This is a genomic window from Polyangium jinanense (assembly GCF_028435365.1).
This window is the reverse complement of record NZ_JAGTJJ010000014.1, coordinates 164,726-179,101: the sequence shown is the minus strand read 5'-3', so window position 1 is coordinate 179,101 and position 14,376 is coordinate 164,726. Positions and strand designations below refer to the sequence as shown.

Genomic DNA, 14,376 nt, shown 5'->3' with positions numbered 1-14,376 from the left:
GGTGGCAGATGCGCGTGGATGCGGCTCGTGTGGCGTTTGGTCTGGGATTGTCGATTTGGCTGTTCGGAGGGTGCCTCGGGCCGCTACAGACCACGGGCGGTCAAGGCGGGGCGGGCGGGGCGGGGGGCAGCGGGAGTGGCGGGAGCGGTGGGGAGCCCGGCGGAGTGGCTTGCCATCCGGCGTTCTGTGACGCGACGTCGGCGTGCTCGCCCAACGCGTCGTGCGCGCCGCTCGCGTGGTCGGCGCGGTGGGGGACGATCGATCAGCAACGAGTGTTAGCGATGGCCAGCAACGGGACGTCGATTGCGCTCGCCGGGACGTACAACGGGCAGAGCTTCGAGATTGGCGAGGTTCCTTCGAGGACGTTGCCGCTCGAAGGCCCCAACTTCGGCTTCGAGGCGTTCGTCGCGTTGCTCGATGGCAACGGCGTCGCCACGTGGGCGGCGCCGGTTGCGCTCGGGATCGGGTATCAGCCCCGAACCGCGTATGCCGTCGCGTTCGCGGGGAATGACGTCGTGGTCGCCGGGTCGCACGCTTCGAGCGACGGCGGGGACGCGGATCGCGACGTCTTCATCCGGAAGTTCACGCCCGAACCGAACAATGGCATCGCTGAAAAAGCCTCGTTTCAGTTCGGGGGCGATGGGTCGGACGAGGCCGTCGCCGTCGCCGCTGCCGCGACGGGCGAGTTCTACGTGACAGGCACAATCACCGCGTCAGCCGGTAAAACCGTGACCTGTGGCATGACGACCCATACCCCGAAGAACGGCATGTTCGTGGCGGGGTACGATTCGCTGGGCAAATGCCAATGGTTCGTTCAGGCAGAGGGCCACGTCCAGCCGACGGCCTTGAACTATGATGAGAACACCAGGCTCCGTGTCGTTGGTCATTTCGATGGCACGCTCATGCTTCCGGATGGCAGCACATTCTCGGCCGACGCGGGCGCGACGGATTCGTTCATCCTCACGCTCGAGATGAGCACCGGCCTTCTCATGACCAAGACGCAACTCGAGGCGGGGCCGGGGGGGGCCGTGCGGGCAGTGGCCGCGACCATAGGCAGCGACGGGACGCTGTACATTGCCGGGCAGCTCGAAGGAAAAACTTCGGTCGAGCCCAATCACGTGGAGGATGGCCAGCTCGCGGCGTTCGTCATGCCTGTAGGGTTGGAGGCCGCCTGGAAGCAGGTGTTTCCCGGCGGGCAGGCAAAAGAGCTCGGACAGGCGACCGGCACGAGCCTCGCGCTCGCGGCGGACGGTTCGCTTTATGTCGGCGGCACGTTCAGGGACCTCATCGATATCGATCCGGCCTCGCCGTCGGGCACATTCGAACGTGCCGGGGTGAACCCGTTCCTCGCGAGGCTCGACCCCACCACCGGCACGGTTCGGTGGTTCGACGTCTACAACGGGAAGGGCCAGGTGCAGTCCACGGAATCCTTCTACGTGACGGCGCTCAAGACGGATGTCGTGCTGGCCGGGAACTGGATCCCCGATTTCAACTTCTCCGAGGACGAGAGCAAGACGCTGGTTGCCAAGGGCAGCGGAATCGTCGACGAAGACATCATCGCCGCCAAGCTCACGCTCGAGCCCTGAGGCCGCGCATCACCCAATCCGCGTTCCTCGCCCTCAGCGCGCGGCGAACGTCATGTTGAAGACGGGCAATTCCTTGTCGCCGCCTTCGTGCTTCACCGTGCGCTTCGTCGCGTAGAGCGCATCGAGCACCGCGACGATCTCCCGGAACGGCGTGCGGTTGTCCGTGTGCAAGATCGCCTGATCGAGCTTCTTGTCGCTCGGATCGCGGTGATTCGCGTTCGCCTGCCACTCCGCCGCGAGCTTCTTCTCGAGGTCGGGGTATTGCACGAGCTCGCCCACCTGCTGCGAACTCTTCGGAATGCGGACCTCGCTCACCACGGTCGCGCCCTGCTTCCACACGAGCGCGAAATCACTCTCGCCGATGTGCACGTTCAGCACTTTTTCCGGCGGGATGACGGTGAGCGGGTCCGGGCTCGGAGGCCCGGGGACCTGCGCGTCCGCATTGATGCGCGAATTCGTCACCCAGACGGCCGTGATGAGCAGGAACGCGATCGTGCACATCAAGAGGTCGATGAACGGGACCATGTTGATCTCCGCATTCGTCGCCTTCTTCTTGCCGCCCTCGCTGCCAACGTCGACGCCGCCCATGGTGAATCTCCTTCTCCTCCGTCGTGCGCGACGTTCGGGGTCGCGCTCGGGGAACGGCGAGAAGACATCGACCTCGGCGCGAGGTTCCGAGTTTTTTCGACATCGGCGGGCCGGGAGGTGTTTCCGGTGCGGCTACGATTTTCCGCTCGGTCAGGATCGATGCATGTTGGCCATGATGCGGGCGCCATCCATGTCGAAGCGGAAACGCAGCGGGCGCAGGCCCCGGGCGATCATGGTCTCGAGCACGCGGCGTCGATCCTGGGGGCGGACGTAAAACATGAAGAAGCCGCCGCCGCCCGCGCCCATCAGCTTGCCGCCGATCGCCCCGGCGTTCCGCGCCGCCTCGTAATGCTCGTCGATGACCGAGTCCGTCATCTTCGAGGCGAGCTTGCGCTTGTGCGACCAGTGCACGTGCAAGAGCTCGCCGTACTGATCGATGTCGCCGCTCGTGAGGATCCGGTAGGTCTCGTGGCCCATCTCCTTGATGCGGTGCATCGACTCGATCACGGGCGGCTCGAGCTCGCGGAGCCTCTGGCCCTGCTCGCTGAGGACGATACGCGCCGGGCGCTCGATGCCGGACCAGATGATGACGAGGTTCGATTCGAGCTCGTCGAGCACCTCGTCCCGGACGGGCACGGGCTCGACGTGCACGGTGCCGTCGGGGTTGAAGCGGAAGGCCGTGACGTTGCCGAAGGCCGAGATGTACTGGTCCTGCTTGCCGATGGGCTCGCCGAGCCGCTCGATCTCCAGGGTGCACGCCTCCTCGGCGAGTTTTTCCGAGGAGACGAACTCACGCTTGTACGTGTGGAGCGCGTTCAAGAGCGCGACCGTGAACGCGCTCGACGAGCCGAGGCCCGAGTTCGCCGGAAGATCGGCCACGCTCGTGAGCTCGATCGAATGGTCGATGCCCGTCATTCGCAAGGCTTCGCGAAAGATCGGGTGCTCGACGCGATCGACGCTGGAGACGATCTCGGTCTTCGAATACGCGAGGCGGATGTCGCGGTGGAACCGCTTGTTCGCCGTGACGTAGATGTATTTGTCGATGGCCGCGGAGACCAGGTATCCCCCGAAGCGCGTCGAATACGCCGGGAGATCGGTACCTCCGCCGCCGAGCGAGAAGCGCACGGGCGCGCGAGAAACGATCACGTGGAGACCTCCGCCCGGGCGCCGAGATGCGCTTCGAGCTCCTGATAACCGGATTCCGATCCGATTTCGTAAAACCTTTGCGTCACGACGAGCGCCCGGAGCGCGCCCTCGGCGGCGAGCCGGGTGAGCACGGGGGCGAGGTCGCTCGGACCTTCGGGCAGCGCCGCGATGACCTCGCGGCGGAGCGCGATCGCGCCGTAGTCGATGTGATCCAGGGCGGGATCTCGCGCCTCGCCGGGCTTGCGTTTCTGGTAGCGGAGGACGCGGCCGCCTCCGATCTCGCAGTTCGAATCGTCCCAGCGATCCGCATTGCGGTAGACGGACATCGTGCCGCGCGCCTCGGGGTGCGCCTCGAGATCGGCGAGCGGCGCGGCGTAGTCGAAGGGCAGGTACGAGTCGCCGTACGTCACGAGGAACGCCTCGCCGAGATGCGAAAGCGCGCGCCGGATCGCGCCCGCCGTGCCGAGCCGAGTTTCGCCCTCGTCGGCGTAGACGACGCCGAGGCCGAACGTCGCGCCGTCCCCGATGGCCGTGCGGATCACGTCGCCGAGGTGTCCGATGCAGAGCACGACCTCCTCGTAGCCTGCCTCGGCGAGCCGCGCGAGCAGGTGATGTCCGAACGGACGGCCCGCGATCGGGAGGAGGAACTTGGGCATCTCGAGCGTGCGCGGGTACATGCGCGTGGCGAGGCCTCCGCAGAGGACCACGGCTTGTCGGCGCGCGGGCGGCGCGAGGGGAGCGTTCGAAGGGACGTTCGGCACGGCGCGGGCGGGAGCTTAGTCGGGTTTGGCCGCCGAGGAAAAAACACGCGGACGCCCGGAGCGGTGAAACCCCGTCCGGGCCACATTCCCGTAGATTTTTCGCTTCGGGGGTCGATACGCGGTGCGGCAAACCGGGAGGGTCGGGCATCGAACGAGAGCGCATAGGCTAGAGAGAGCCCCGGGGGACGGGAGCGCGGTTCGGCTTTCCGAGCAAAGCCCCCGAGGGTCGAGAGGGGGGACGTGTACGATGAACGAGCCGTCGTTCGCGCGTGTATCGGTGGGAGACGTGCTCTTTGGGAAGTACCGGGTCGAGCGCGTCCTCGGCGTCGGCGGCATGGGGATCGTGGTCGCGGCGAGGCACACCCAGCTCGACGCGCTCTACGCCGTGAAGCTGATGCATCCCGCCGAGATCGGGAACCGGCAAGCGCTCGCGCGCTTCTTCCGGGAAGCCAGGGCCGCCGCGAAGTTACGTAGCGAGCACGTGGCGCGTGTCTTCGACGCAGGGAGGACGCCGAGGGGCATCCCGTACATCTTGCTCGAGTACCTCGAAGGCAGCGATCTGCAGCAGATCGGCAAGAAGCGCGAGTGTTTGCCCGTGGCAGAAGCCGTGCTCTACGTGATGCACGCGTGCAACGCGCTCGTCGAGGCCCACGCGGCCGGCATCATTCACCGCGATCTGAAGCCGGCAAACCTCTTCCTCACCCACAGACCCGACGGATCGCCCTGCGTCAAGGTGCTCGATTTCGGCATCTCGAAGCGCTGCGACGCCCGCGCGCCCTCGGGGATGACCCGGACGACCGACATCCTCGGCTCGCCGCTTTACATGTCGCCGGAGCAGATGCGCTCGACGCGGGACGTCGACGCGCGGACGGACATCTGGGCCCTCGGCGCCATCCTGTACAGGCTGCTCGCAGGAGAAGCGCCTTTCGCGGCGCGCAGTCTCTCGGACGTGTACGAGGGGATCCTGGAGCGAGAGCCACGGCCGCTCTCGGTGCGTCGGCCCGACGTGCCGCCGGCCCTCGACGCGGTGGTGCGCCGCTGTCTGCGGAAAAACCCCGACGATCGTTTTCCCTCGGCGCTCGAGCTCGCCGCCGCGCTCGCGCCGTTCGTGCCCGAGGAGGAGGCGCCGCGCAGCCTGCGCAAGCTGAGCCGGGCGTCCTTGCCCTCGTCGCCGGCCGTGACCGTCCTGCCCGCGACGCTCCCCACGGATCCAGCGCCGGACGACGTGCCGACGTCGCCCGACTGCCGCGCCGCGATGAAGAGCGTGCCGACGCTCCGCTCCATGCAGGAGCCGCCTCCGCCGAGCTCGACATCCGAGCCGACGGGAGCCGCGTGGGGCGGGACGTGGACGGTTTCCGCGAGGGCGCGGGAGCACGGGTCGCGCGTGGTGGTCGCGGCGCTGCTCGTCGCGGCCCTGGTGGGCGGCGGGACGGGCATCTGGGTGTCGCGAGAGGACCGGATCCTCGTGGCGCGTGCACACCCCGCGAGCGCCGCGGTCGATGATGGGGCGCAGGCGACCCCGCCGAACCTCGCGCCCGTCGCCAAGGCGCTCGCCGCGCCCGCGGTCCCGTCCGAGAGCCCGAAGGTGCCCGCGCCGCAGGCCATCGCCGGCCTCGAAGGATGCGCAGACGAGGCGGAAGCCCCGCAACGCGACGACGCGCAAGCCCGCAAGAAAGAGCCGCCCAAGCGAGCGGCCGATCCTTTTGGTCGTTCACGCAAATGAAACTTCATCTTCGGAAGAGTTCGATCCTCCTGGTCTCGGTCGTCTCGATGATCGCATCGTTCGCGGGGCCCGTGGCGGCCGAGGGAACACGCGAGCCGCTCGCGGAGGAGCGGGCGGAGGCCTTGTTCCGACGCGCGCTCGAGCTCATGGACGAGGGCAAATTCGCGCGGGCCTGTCCGATGCTGGAGGAGAGCCGGCGGCTCGATCCAGCGATGGGGACGATGTTCCGTCTGGCCGAGTGTTACGAGCACACGGAGCGGCTCGGCGAGGCGTTCATGCTCTACCAGGACGTGGCGAACCAGGCGCGGCAGCGTCACGCCGAGGATCGCGCCGAGGTCGCGCGGGCGCGGCTCTCCGCGCTGAGCCCGCGGGTCGCCGTGGTGAACATGAGCGTGCCCGAAGAGGCCCTGCGCGATCTAGGGTTCGCCATCACCTGGGATGAACGCTTGATCGATCGGACCCTGTGGAACGCGGGCATCGTCGTCACCACAGGAACCCACGTGCTCGAAGCAACCGCGCCGGGGAAGCGGCCGTTCCGGCGCGAGATCGCGGTGGCAGAGGCGGGGACGCTGGTCGACGTGGAGGTGCCTCCGCTCGTGGACGAGGTCACGCGGCAGCTCATCGTGCTGCACCCCGAGCCGCTGCCGCGGCCGATGACCTTCGAGGATCGGCGGTTTCTCTCGCTCGGGGCGCTCGTCGTGGGCCTCGGCGGGCTCACCATGGCCTCAATCGCGGGGCTCTCGACGTGGTTCGAGACGAACGGAACGGCCGGCGAGCCAGAGGCAGCGGGGGCGCCCGTGTCGAACACGGCAGCGATCGTGGGGATGAGCCTCGCAGGGGCGGGGCTGTTCGCGGCGGGGACGCTCTGGCGCCCGGCGCCGGCCGGGGACGTGCGGTTCGCGATCGCGCCCGGGCCGGGCGGCGGGGCAGGGGTGGTTCAGCTTTCCTTCTGAAGCGTAGCGCCGGGGTTTCACCCCGGGCCCGACCAGGGGCTATCCGCCCCTGGACCTGGACCAGGGCGCAGCCCTGGACCTTTGGTGCATCGGCCGCGATGCGGCCGATGCAAAGGCGTCTGCGTCAGGGGGCGGGGAACCTCGCGAGATAAATGTCGCAGTCGCCCGCGGTTTCGAGCGGTCCCTGGCCGAAGTCGATCGTCCCGTAAAACGAGCCAGTGATGGCCGCGGCGCCGGTCCGATCCACGGCGACGCCGCCGGCGAGCTGGTAGCTCGCATCGCCGATCGCGCGGCTCTGGACGTGTTTGCCCGTGGCGTCGTACCGCGCGAAGTAGACGTCGGTCTGTCCGGCCGCTTCGAGCGCCAGGCCGCCGAGGTTCACCGCCTCGGTGAACGTCCCCGTCATGACGAGCCCGCCCTTCGGATCGGCCGCGATCCGGGGCGCCGAGTCGTCCCACTCGGCCGAGGTGAGCCGGAACGTGCGCGTCCAGAGCTCGGCGCCGGTAGGATCGAGTTTTCCGAGGAAGAGATCACGTCCCTGGCTGGCGAGCTCGCCGCTGCCGAAGTCGAGCCGACCCTCGAAGAGCCCGCCGAAGAAGATGTTTCCCTGCGCGTCGGTGGCCACGGCCTGGATGACCTGGTCCGCGACGTCGCCGAAGGTCTTCGTGAAGACGTGGTTGCCGTTCGCGTCGAGCTTCACGAGCACCGCGTCCACGCCGCCCGCGATCGTGGTCGGCCCGCCGCCGAAATCGACCGGCGCGAGCATGCCGCCGCCGAGGAGGACGTTTCCGCTCGCATCCACGGCCACATCCATGCCGGACTCGAGGCCCGCGCTGCCGAACGCTCGGGCCCAGACGACCGCGCCTTTCCCGTCGAGCTTCGCGACGAACACGTCCGTCGCGCCCACGCTCGTGAGCGTTTCGCTGCCAAGGACGAGCGTGCCGCTGAAACTGCCCGTGACGACCAGCGTGTCGCCTCCGCCGGCGGCCATCCCGGACACGGTCGCGCCGAGCATCGTGCTGTAGACGTGCTTCCCGTCCGCGTCGAGCTTGCCGATCGCCGCGCCCGCCGCACCCGCGGGCGTGAGCAGCCCGCCGCCGAGATCGATCTCGGATTGCGTGTTCACCGCGACGACCCACGCACTCTCGCCGGCCGCGACGATCCGCGGGACGCCGTCTTGCGAGGCCGATCCGAAGCGCACGCTCGTGCCGGGTTTGCCTTCGGCGTCCCACGTGGCGAACGCGATGTCGGTGCTGCCGGCGGAGACGAGCGGGCCACCGCCGAAATCGACCGTACCCTCGAACGTCCCGACGAGGGCGACGTCGCCGCTCGCGCTCGTGGCCACCTCGATGCCGCGGTCGCAGCTCGCGCCGCCCGCGCGGAGGCTGAAGGCGTTTCCTGCGGGCGGAGCCTCTTCGGTGGGGGTGCAGCCGACGGCGAGGGCCGCGCAGGCGAGAAGCAAGGTCGGTATCTTCATCATGCGTATCCTTTCGGAAGAAGTGGGGGCGTGTTCGGCCCCGCGACCGAAGGATACGCGTTTCTCGATGCCCCTCAGGGCGCGGGGAAGCCCTGGGCGAGGTCCGCCGGGGTGACCGGCGTTCCCCAGATGTCACTCACGATCGTGCTCACGAGATCCGGCCCGGCTTTCACCTGCGTCGTTCCGAAGTCGTAGGCGGCGACGCGTGGATCGAGCAGGTCCGCGAGCGCGGGCGAGGCGTACGTGATGTCCTTGCCGTCGACCTGGGCGTCGTGGACCGTCTGGAAGAAGACACGCAGCGCGGCGTCGTCGTAGTAGGCGAGCACCACGTCGGATTCGTTCGCGAGGGAGAGGTGCAGGTGCAGAAACCCGAGCGTTCGTGACGACGGGAAACCAGGCTCCTGCTCCAGCGCGCCGTGGGCCAGGTGAATCGCCGCGTAATCCACGGGCGTCCTGCGACGCCAGAAGAGCCCTCGCGCCTTGTCGCTGCACGTGGCCAGGAACGACTCCGTCTGCCCGACGGGCACCAGCGTGTCCCAGTCGTCCTGCGGGATCATCACGTCGCCGTCGAGCCCCTCGCAGAGCGCATCGCGCCGCCATTTTTCGAATGCCGCCTCGTTGTCCGCAGGTGGGCCGCCCGTGGTCGCCTCGATGCGCCGACGATATCCCTCGAAGAAGCCGAGTTCGTCCTTGTACGGATACACCGCGGGGAGCGTAGTTTTCCAGTAATCGTAGAAATCGACGAAATCGGTTGGGGGATTGGCCGCGGTCACGGCGCGGATCGACTGCCCTGCGGGGCGCCTGCCGATGCCCGCGAGCGCCATGAACCCGCCCCAGGAGTTGCCATGCACGCCGATGCGCTCGGCGTCGAAGTCGGCCGCGTGCGCCGCGATGTAATGGAACGGCGCGGCCGCGTCGGCGGCGTCGTCCGTGAGGTCACCGCCCGCATAAAAACGGCCGAACGCGACGATCACGGCGTGGCCGTTCAGCAAGTGAAAGGCTTCGCCCTGGATCTGCGTCTCCGCGGGCACGAAGCCGTACGCGCAATTCTCCGTCGACGGTGGATCGAGCGGCGCGTCCGTGTCCGGATAGAAGCTGAAGGGCCCGGCGTTCTCGGTCGCGTGGCGGGTATCGACCTCCTCGCCGGTCCAATCGATCCCCGTGTACGGCGCCATGTCGACGATGACCGGGGCCTTCGTCTTCGCGGCCGGGATCACCATCAGATACGACGTCCCGCCGTCGGATCGATGTGCGGCGACGAGCGTGGCCTCGTAGGTCGTCATGTCGAAGGTCGCGCTGCGCGTGCCGAGCGTCTCGAATTCGTAGGTGATCGCGCCTGAACCGCCGCCGCCGCCCGCGCCGCCGGCGCCGGATCCGCCCGATCCCGCGGAACCACCCGCGCCCGAAGGCTCATTCCCCCCGCACGCCGCGAGCAGCCCGAACAAACCGACCAAGGAAAAAAATCGCATGACACGAGCATACCCCGGGCAGGGAATTCGAGGTGCGCCCGGTTGCAATGCCTATTGACTTCCCAGCCTGATCTCTGGTACCCAGGATCTTAACGAACGATCGTTCAGTAACCCGGATCGCGGTCGAGGTGAACGATGTCGCACATCTACGTCGACGGGTGTGAGATTCAGTACGAGGTGAAGGGGCGAGGGGAGGTCGTGCTCCTCTTGCACGGCCTCGGTTCGAGCCTGCTCGATTGGGAGATGCAGGTCCCGGCGCTCGCGGAGCGGTACACGGTCGTCACCGTCGATCTGCGTGGCCACGGTCGGTCGGGGAAGCCCGCGGGTCCCTATCGGATCGCGACGTTCGCCGCCGACGTGGCCGAGCTCCTGCGACGGCTCGCGCTCGGCCCGGCGCACGTCGTCGGTTTCTCGATGGGCGGCATGATCGGCTTTCAGCTCGCCGTCGACGCGCCCTCGCTCGTCCGGTCGCTCGTCGTGGTAAACAGCGCCCCGGCCTTCGTGCCGCGCACGTGGCGCGAGCACCTCGCGGTCGTGCAGCGCCTCGTCGCTTTGCGCGTGCTCGGCGTGCGAGGGTTTGCCCGGAAGATCGCCTCCATGAACTTCCCGCGCTCGGACCAGGCGGCGCTGCGCCAAAAGCTCGCTGCGCGGCTCGGGCAGAACGACGAGGCCGCATATCTCGCCTCGACCAAGGCGATCCTCGGCTGGAGCGTGGCCGAGCGGATCGGCACGATCCGGTGCCCGGTCCTCGTCGTCACGGGAGATCAAGATTATACCCCGGTCGCGGCAAAGGAAGCCTACGCCGCCCGGATTCCGCGGGCCCGCGTGGCCGTCGTCGAAGGCTCGCGGCATTGCACGCCGATCGATCAACCAGAAGCATTCAACCGGCTCTTGCTCGAATTTCTGGAGGAGCAGGCGACGGCGCCGGCAGAACACGCGGAGGTTTGTCATGGTACGTGATGCTTGGCGATTCCTGGTGCCTCTCGTCGTCCTCGCGGGCGGGTGTAACATCAACATCGAGCCGCCCGGCGAAGGCCCTGAGGCCGCCTCGGGCTCCAGCAGCGGCGTCGGCGGAAGCAGCGGCGTCGGCGGAAGCGGCGGCGTCGGCGGAAGCGGCGGCGCTGGCGGAGGCGGCGACGTTGGCGGAAGCGGCGGCGTCGGCGGAGACGGTGGTTCCGCGGGCGCGGGCGGCGGCGCCGGGTCGCGCTGTACCGTCTCGCCCCAAGAGGTCGCGTGTCCTTACGAGACGCAGAGCATCCCGGCGCAATCGGGGATCCTGCGGGACGTCGCCTGGCAGGTGCCGCTCGGGACGCCGCCCGCGAAGGGTTTTCCCGTCGTGCTCCTGTTCCAGGGCTCGTTTTACGGTCCCTCGATGATGTTCAAGGGCGCCGTGGATGGCCCCCACGGGGTCTATCACCTGGCGCTCACCATCAAGGGGCTCCTCGACGCCGGGTACGCCGTGCTCGCCCCGGAGGCGCATGCGGAGGGCTCGACGTTCTGGGACACGAACGTCCCCCCGTATTCGATCGCCTGGTCGACCGCGCCGGACCACGACTTCATGCTCTCGATCTTCGACTCGATCGCCGCGGGCTCGTTCGGTCCGCTCGACGCGTCGCGCATGTACGCGACGGGGATCTCGAGCGGCGGCTACATGACGAGCCGGATGGCCGTCAGCTACCAGGGGAAGTTCCGCGCGCTCGCGATCCACTCCGGGTCCTACGCGACGTGCAGCGGCCCGATTTGCATCCTGCCCGACGCGCTGCCGGCCGATCACCCGCCGACGCTTTTCCTCCACGGAGAGGCCGATCTCGTCGTCCCCATGAGCACGATGGAGAAGTACAACGCGCGCCTCGTCACCGAGGGCAAGGAGACGCGCGTCGTCACCGAGCCGGGCGTGGGGCACGATTGGCTCGCGGCCGGCCCCGAGGAGGTCGTCGGCTGGTTCGATGCGCATCCCTGAGACGATCTCGTTGACAGAAACGAACGCTCGTTCAGACAATCGGCCCATGAGTTCCCTCAGGGCCTCTCGTTTGCGGGCTGCCAAGGCGACCCTCCCTCCGTCCTCCGTGCCCGACGGCACGCGACGGCGCATCCTGGAGGTCGCCTTGCAGCTCTTCGCGAACGAGGGCTTTCACGGCACCTCGGTCCGCGACGTGGCGAAGGCGCTGGAGCTGCAGCCGAGCGCGCTCTACGCGCACTTTCCCTCGAAGGACCACGTCCTCGCGGAGCTCGTCCGCGTGGGCCACGAGGTGCACGCATCCGGCCTGCGGGCGGCGCTGGCCGGTGCGTGCGACGATCCGATCGAGCAAATCTGCGAGCTCGTCCGGGCCCACACCCTCGTGCACGCGAATTATCCGCACCTGGCCGTGGTGGTCAATGAAGAAATCTACGCCCTGACCGCCGATCTCGCCGCGCCGGCGCTCGCGATTCGCGCGCAATCGATGGCGCTCCTCCACGGGGTCCTCGAGCGAGGCGTCGCGATGGGTCGGTTTTCCGTGCCCGACAAGGCGGCGACCGCCGCGGCGCTCTCCGCGATCGGCGTGCGGATTCCGTACTGGTACGAGCCGTCCGGGGCGCTCTCGCTCGACGCGCTCGCCGACGTACATGTCGAACTCTCGCTTCGAATGCTACGCGCCTACCGGAGCCCTGACGGACGGAGGGCTTGACCGGCGCTCGCGTAGAATTCGAGGGGAACGACGGCGAAAGCCAGCAAAGAGGAAAACGGTTTCCATGAACGGCGAACGATTGCATATCGGGCCGTGGCCGCGCCACGCCCTCTTCCTTATCCATGAGCTTGATGATCGCGGGTTGCGGCGGTGAAACCGCGCCCGCGCCTTTCATCGCCCCGGCGCAGGCCGCGCAGGAGGCGGATCTTCCGGTGGGGATCGATTCGCTCGTCGCCACCCAGCAGGCGAAGCTCCTGGCGAGCGACGGGGCCATGAACAACCGCATGGGCGGGGTGGTCGCGATCGAAGGGGACACGGCGCTCGTAGGGGGCTACGGCGGCGCCAACGCAGCCTACGTGTTCGTGCGGAACGCCGGCGTCTGGACCGAGCAGGCGAAGCTCGTGGCGAACGACAGCACGGCGATCGATCAATTCGGCAGCGCGGTCGCGCTGTCGGGGGACATGGCGCTCGTGGGCGCCCTCGGCAAGGGCCCGGGCGCAGCGTACGTGTTCGTGCGGAATGCGGGCGTCTGGACCCAGCAGGCGAAGCTCGTCGCGAGCGACGGGACGACGGGCGATTGTTTTGGCAACTACGTCGCATTGTCGGGGGACACGGTGCTCGTGGGGGCGTATGGGGACGACCCCAAGGGCGAAAGCAGCGGCGCGGCCTACGTGTTCGTTCAGAATGGAGGCGTCTGGACCCAGCAGGCGAAGCTCGTCGCGAGCGACGGGGCCATGCAGGACTATTTCGGCGATTCGGTCGCGCTGTCGGGGGACACGGCGCTCGTGGGCGCGCTCGGCGACGACGACAAGGGATCTTACTCCGGTTCGGCGTACGTGTTCACGCGGAGCGGCGGCGTCTGGACCGAGCAAGCGAAGCTCCTGGCGAACGACGGGGCGGCGACCGATGCATTCGGCGATTCGGTCGCGCTGTCGGGGGACACGGCGCTCGTGGGCGCGTATGGGGACGATGACAAGGGCATGGATTCCGGCGCGGCGTACGTGTTCGTGCGGAATGGGGCGACGTGGGCACAGCAGGGGAAGCTCCTGGCCCAGGACGGGGCGGCCGGCGATCAGTTCGGCGCGGCTGTCGCGATCGCAGGGGAAACGGCGCTCGTGGGGGCGTACCTGGACAGCGACCAGGGCGCGGAGGCCGGCTCGGCCTACGTATTCGTGCGGAGCGGCGGGGCGTGGGTCGAGGAGGCGAAGCTCGTCGTGCAGGGCGGGGCGGGGGACCAGCTTGCTTCGTCGGTCGCGCTTTCGGGAAATACGGCGCTCCTCGGAGCGCCCAGTGACGCAGACAAGGGCGAAAAGGCCGGCGCTGCGTACACGTTCGTCCTCGCGTCGAGCCTGGGGGATGCGTGTGCGACCTCCGCAGAATGCGCGAGCGGCTTCTGCGTGGACGGCGTGTGCTGCGACACGGCTTGCGGCGGAGGCGCGACCGGCGATTGCCAGGCGTGCAGCGTCGCGGCGGGAGCGGCGGAGAACGGGACGTGCGCGCCGCTCTCGGCCGGTGTCGAATGTCGTGCGTCCGCAGGCGTGTGCGATGTGGCCGAGGCGTGCGACGGGCAAACCGTGGCGTGTCCCGCGGACGGTTTTGTGGTGGATGGAACTCCCTGCACGGACGGCGTCTGTGAAGCCGGCGCGTGCATGACGGGAATGGGCGGTATGGGCGGCGCCGGTGGTATGGGCGGCGCCGGTGGTATGGGCGGCGCAGGCGGCGCCGGTGGTGTCGGTGGCGCAGGCGGCGCAGGCGGTATGGGCGGCGCAGGCGGCGCCGGTGGCGCCGGCGGCGCAGGCGGCGCAGGCGGCGCAGGCGGTATGGGCGGCGCAGGCGGCGCAGGCGGCGGCGGTACGACCGGCGGCCAAACCTCCGAGGAGAGCGGCTGTGGATGCCGGACGTCCTCGCAGACCGGAAGCGCGCCCGCGCTCTCCATGCTCGCGCTTGGACTCCTCCTCGCATCGCGAAGGCGCGTCCGGCGCGCGTGACGCCTAGCCCCTCTGCTCG

The 14,376-nt window shown here is 68.7% G+C and carries 12 protein-coding genes; 7 read left to right on the top strand and 5 right to left on the bottom strand.

Features of this window, described 5'->3' with window-relative positions; genetic code table 11:
• Positions 1–281: 281 nt before the first annotated feature.
• Complete coding sequence (locus KEG57_RS24070; protein WP_272423247.1) at positions 282–1,586, top strand: hypothetical protein; 1,305 nt, start codon at positions 282–284, stop codon at positions 1,584–1,586.
• A 33-nt stretch (positions 1,587–1,619) separates the two neighbouring features.
• Here the strand turns inward: KEG57_RS24070 and KEG57_RS24065 are convergent, their stop codons facing one another.
• From KEG57_RS24065 to KEG57_RS24055, 3 genes are all read right to left on the bottom strand, one after another.
• Complete coding sequence (locus KEG57_RS24065) at positions 1,620–2,174, bottom strand: ExbD/TolR family protein (protein ID WP_272423246.1); 555 nt, start codon at positions 2,172–2,174, stop codon at positions 1,620–1,622.
• Between the two features lie 150 nt (positions 2,175–2,324).
• Positions 2,325–3,320: a GHMP family kinase ATP-binding protein gene (locus tag KEG57_RS24060; protein ID WP_272423245.1), complete on the bottom strand. Its 996-nt coding sequence runs from the start codon at positions 3,318–3,320 to the stop codon at positions 2,325–2,327.
• A complete protein-coding gene (locus KEG57_RS24055) occupies positions 3,317–4,081 on the bottom strand; it encodes a sugar phosphate nucleotidyltransferase (protein WP_272423244.1) in 765 nt (254 codons plus the stop codon). Before KEG57_RS24055 ends, KEG57_RS24060 begins: the two co-directional genes overlap by 4 nt.
• A gap of 247 nt (positions 4,082–4,328) precedes the next feature.
• Here KEG57_RS24055 and KEG57_RS24050 point away from each other — a divergent pair, with 247 nt between their 5' ends.
• On the top strand, positions 4,329–5,804 hold the full coding sequence (locus tag KEG57_RS24050) for a serine/threonine-protein kinase (RefSeq protein WP_272423243.1): 1,476 nt from the start codon (positions 4,329–4,331) through the stop codon (positions 5,802–5,804).
• Entirely contained in the window at positions 5,801–6,757 is a 957-nt protein-coding gene (locus tag KEG57_RS24045; protein ID WP_272423242.1) for a tetratricopeptide repeat protein, read from the top strand. Before KEG57_RS24050 ends, KEG57_RS24045 begins: the two co-directional genes overlap by 4 nt.
• 124 nt (positions 6,758–6,881) lie before the next feature.
• On the opposite strand, the gene KEG57_RS24040 is transcribed toward KEG57_RS24045, so the two are convergent.
• Positions 6,882–8,237, bottom strand: a complete 1,356-nt coding sequence (locus KEG57_RS24040) for a hypothetical protein (protein WP_272423241.1) — start codon at positions 8,235–8,237, stop codon at positions 6,882–6,884.
• A gap of 71 nt (positions 8,238–8,308) precedes the next feature.
• A complete protein-coding gene (locus KEG57_RS24035; protein WP_272423240.1) occupies positions 8,309–9,703 on the bottom strand; it encodes an alpha/beta hydrolase family protein in 1,395 nt (464 codons plus the stop codon).
• Between the two features lie 135 nt (positions 9,704–9,838).
• Here KEG57_RS24035 and KEG57_RS24030 point away from each other — a divergent pair, with 135 nt between their 5' ends.
• From KEG57_RS24030 to KEG57_RS24015, 4 genes are all read left to right on the top strand, one after another.
• A complete protein-coding gene (locus tag KEG57_RS24030) occupies positions 9,839–10,663 on the top strand; it encodes an alpha/beta fold hydrolase (RefSeq protein ID WP_272423239.1) in 825 nt (274 codons plus the stop codon).
• The gene (locus KEG57_RS24025) at positions 10,653–11,663 is read left to right on the top strand and encodes an extracellular medium-chain-length polyhydroxyalkanoate depolymerase (protein WP_272423238.1); all 1,011 of its coding nucleotides are present in this window, start codon (positions 10,653–10,655) and stop codon (positions 11,661–11,663) included. The genes KEG57_RS24030 and KEG57_RS24025 overlap by 11 nt, the downstream gene beginning before the upstream one ends.
• Before the next feature lie 46 nt (positions 11,664–11,709).
• The gene (locus KEG57_RS24020; RefSeq protein ID WP_272423237.1) at positions 11,710–12,369 is read left to right on the top strand and encodes a TetR/AcrR family transcriptional regulator; all 660 of its coding nucleotides are present in this window, start codon (positions 11,710–11,712) and stop codon (positions 12,367–12,369) included.
• 122 nt (positions 12,370–12,491) lie between these two features.
• Positions 12,492–14,357 (top strand): MYXO-CTERM sorting domain-containing protein, encoded by a 1,866-nt coding sequence (locus tag KEG57_RS24015; RefSeq protein WP_272423236.1) that lies wholly within the window; start codon positions 12,492–12,494, stop codon positions 14,355–14,357.
• Positions 14,358–14,376 lie beyond the last annotated feature (19 nt).

Excerpts from the sequence above, each read along its gene's own strand:
- KEG57_RS24040 (WP_272423241.1), bottom strand. The coding sequence starts at position 8,237 with ATGATGAAGATACCGACCTTGCTTCTCGCCTGCGCGGCCCTCGCCGTC.
- KEG57_RS24065 (WP_272423246.1), bottom strand. The coding sequence starts at position 2,174 with ATGGGCGGCGTCGACGTTGGCAGCGAGGGCGGCAAGAAGAAGGCGACG.
- KEG57_RS24020 (WP_272423237.1), top strand. The coding sequence starts at position 11,710 with ATGAGTTCCCTCAGGGCCTCTCGTTTGCGGGCTGCCAAGGCGACCCTC.
- KEG57_RS24050 (WP_272423243.1), top strand. The coding sequence starts at position 4,329 with ATGAACGAGCCGTCGTTCGCGCGTGTATCGGTGGGAGACGTGCTCTTT.
- KEG57_RS24070 (WP_272423247.1), top strand. The coding sequence starts at position 282 with ATGGCCAGCAACGGGACGTCGATTGCGCTCGCCGGGACGTACAACGGG.
- KEG57_RS24045 (WP_272423242.1), top strand. The coding sequence starts at position 5,801 with ATGAAACTTCATCTTCGGAAGAGTTCGATCCTCCTGGTCTCGGTCGTC.
- KEG57_RS24015 (WP_272423236.1), top strand. The coding sequence starts at position 12,492 with ATGAGCTTGATGATCGCGGGTTGCGGCGGTGAAACCGCGCCCGCGCCT.
- KEG57_RS24030 (WP_272423239.1), top strand. The coding sequence starts at position 9,839 with ATGTCGCACATCTACGTCGACGGGTGTGAGATTCAGTACGAGGTGAAG.
- KEG57_RS24035 (WP_272423240.1), bottom strand. The coding sequence starts at position 9,703 with ATGCGATTTTTTTCCTTGGTCGGTTTGTTCGGGCTGCTCGCGGCGTGC.
- KEG57_RS24025 (WP_272423238.1), top strand. The coding sequence starts at position 10,653 with ATGGTACGTGATGCTTGGCGATTCCTGGTGCCTCTCGTCGTCCTCGCG.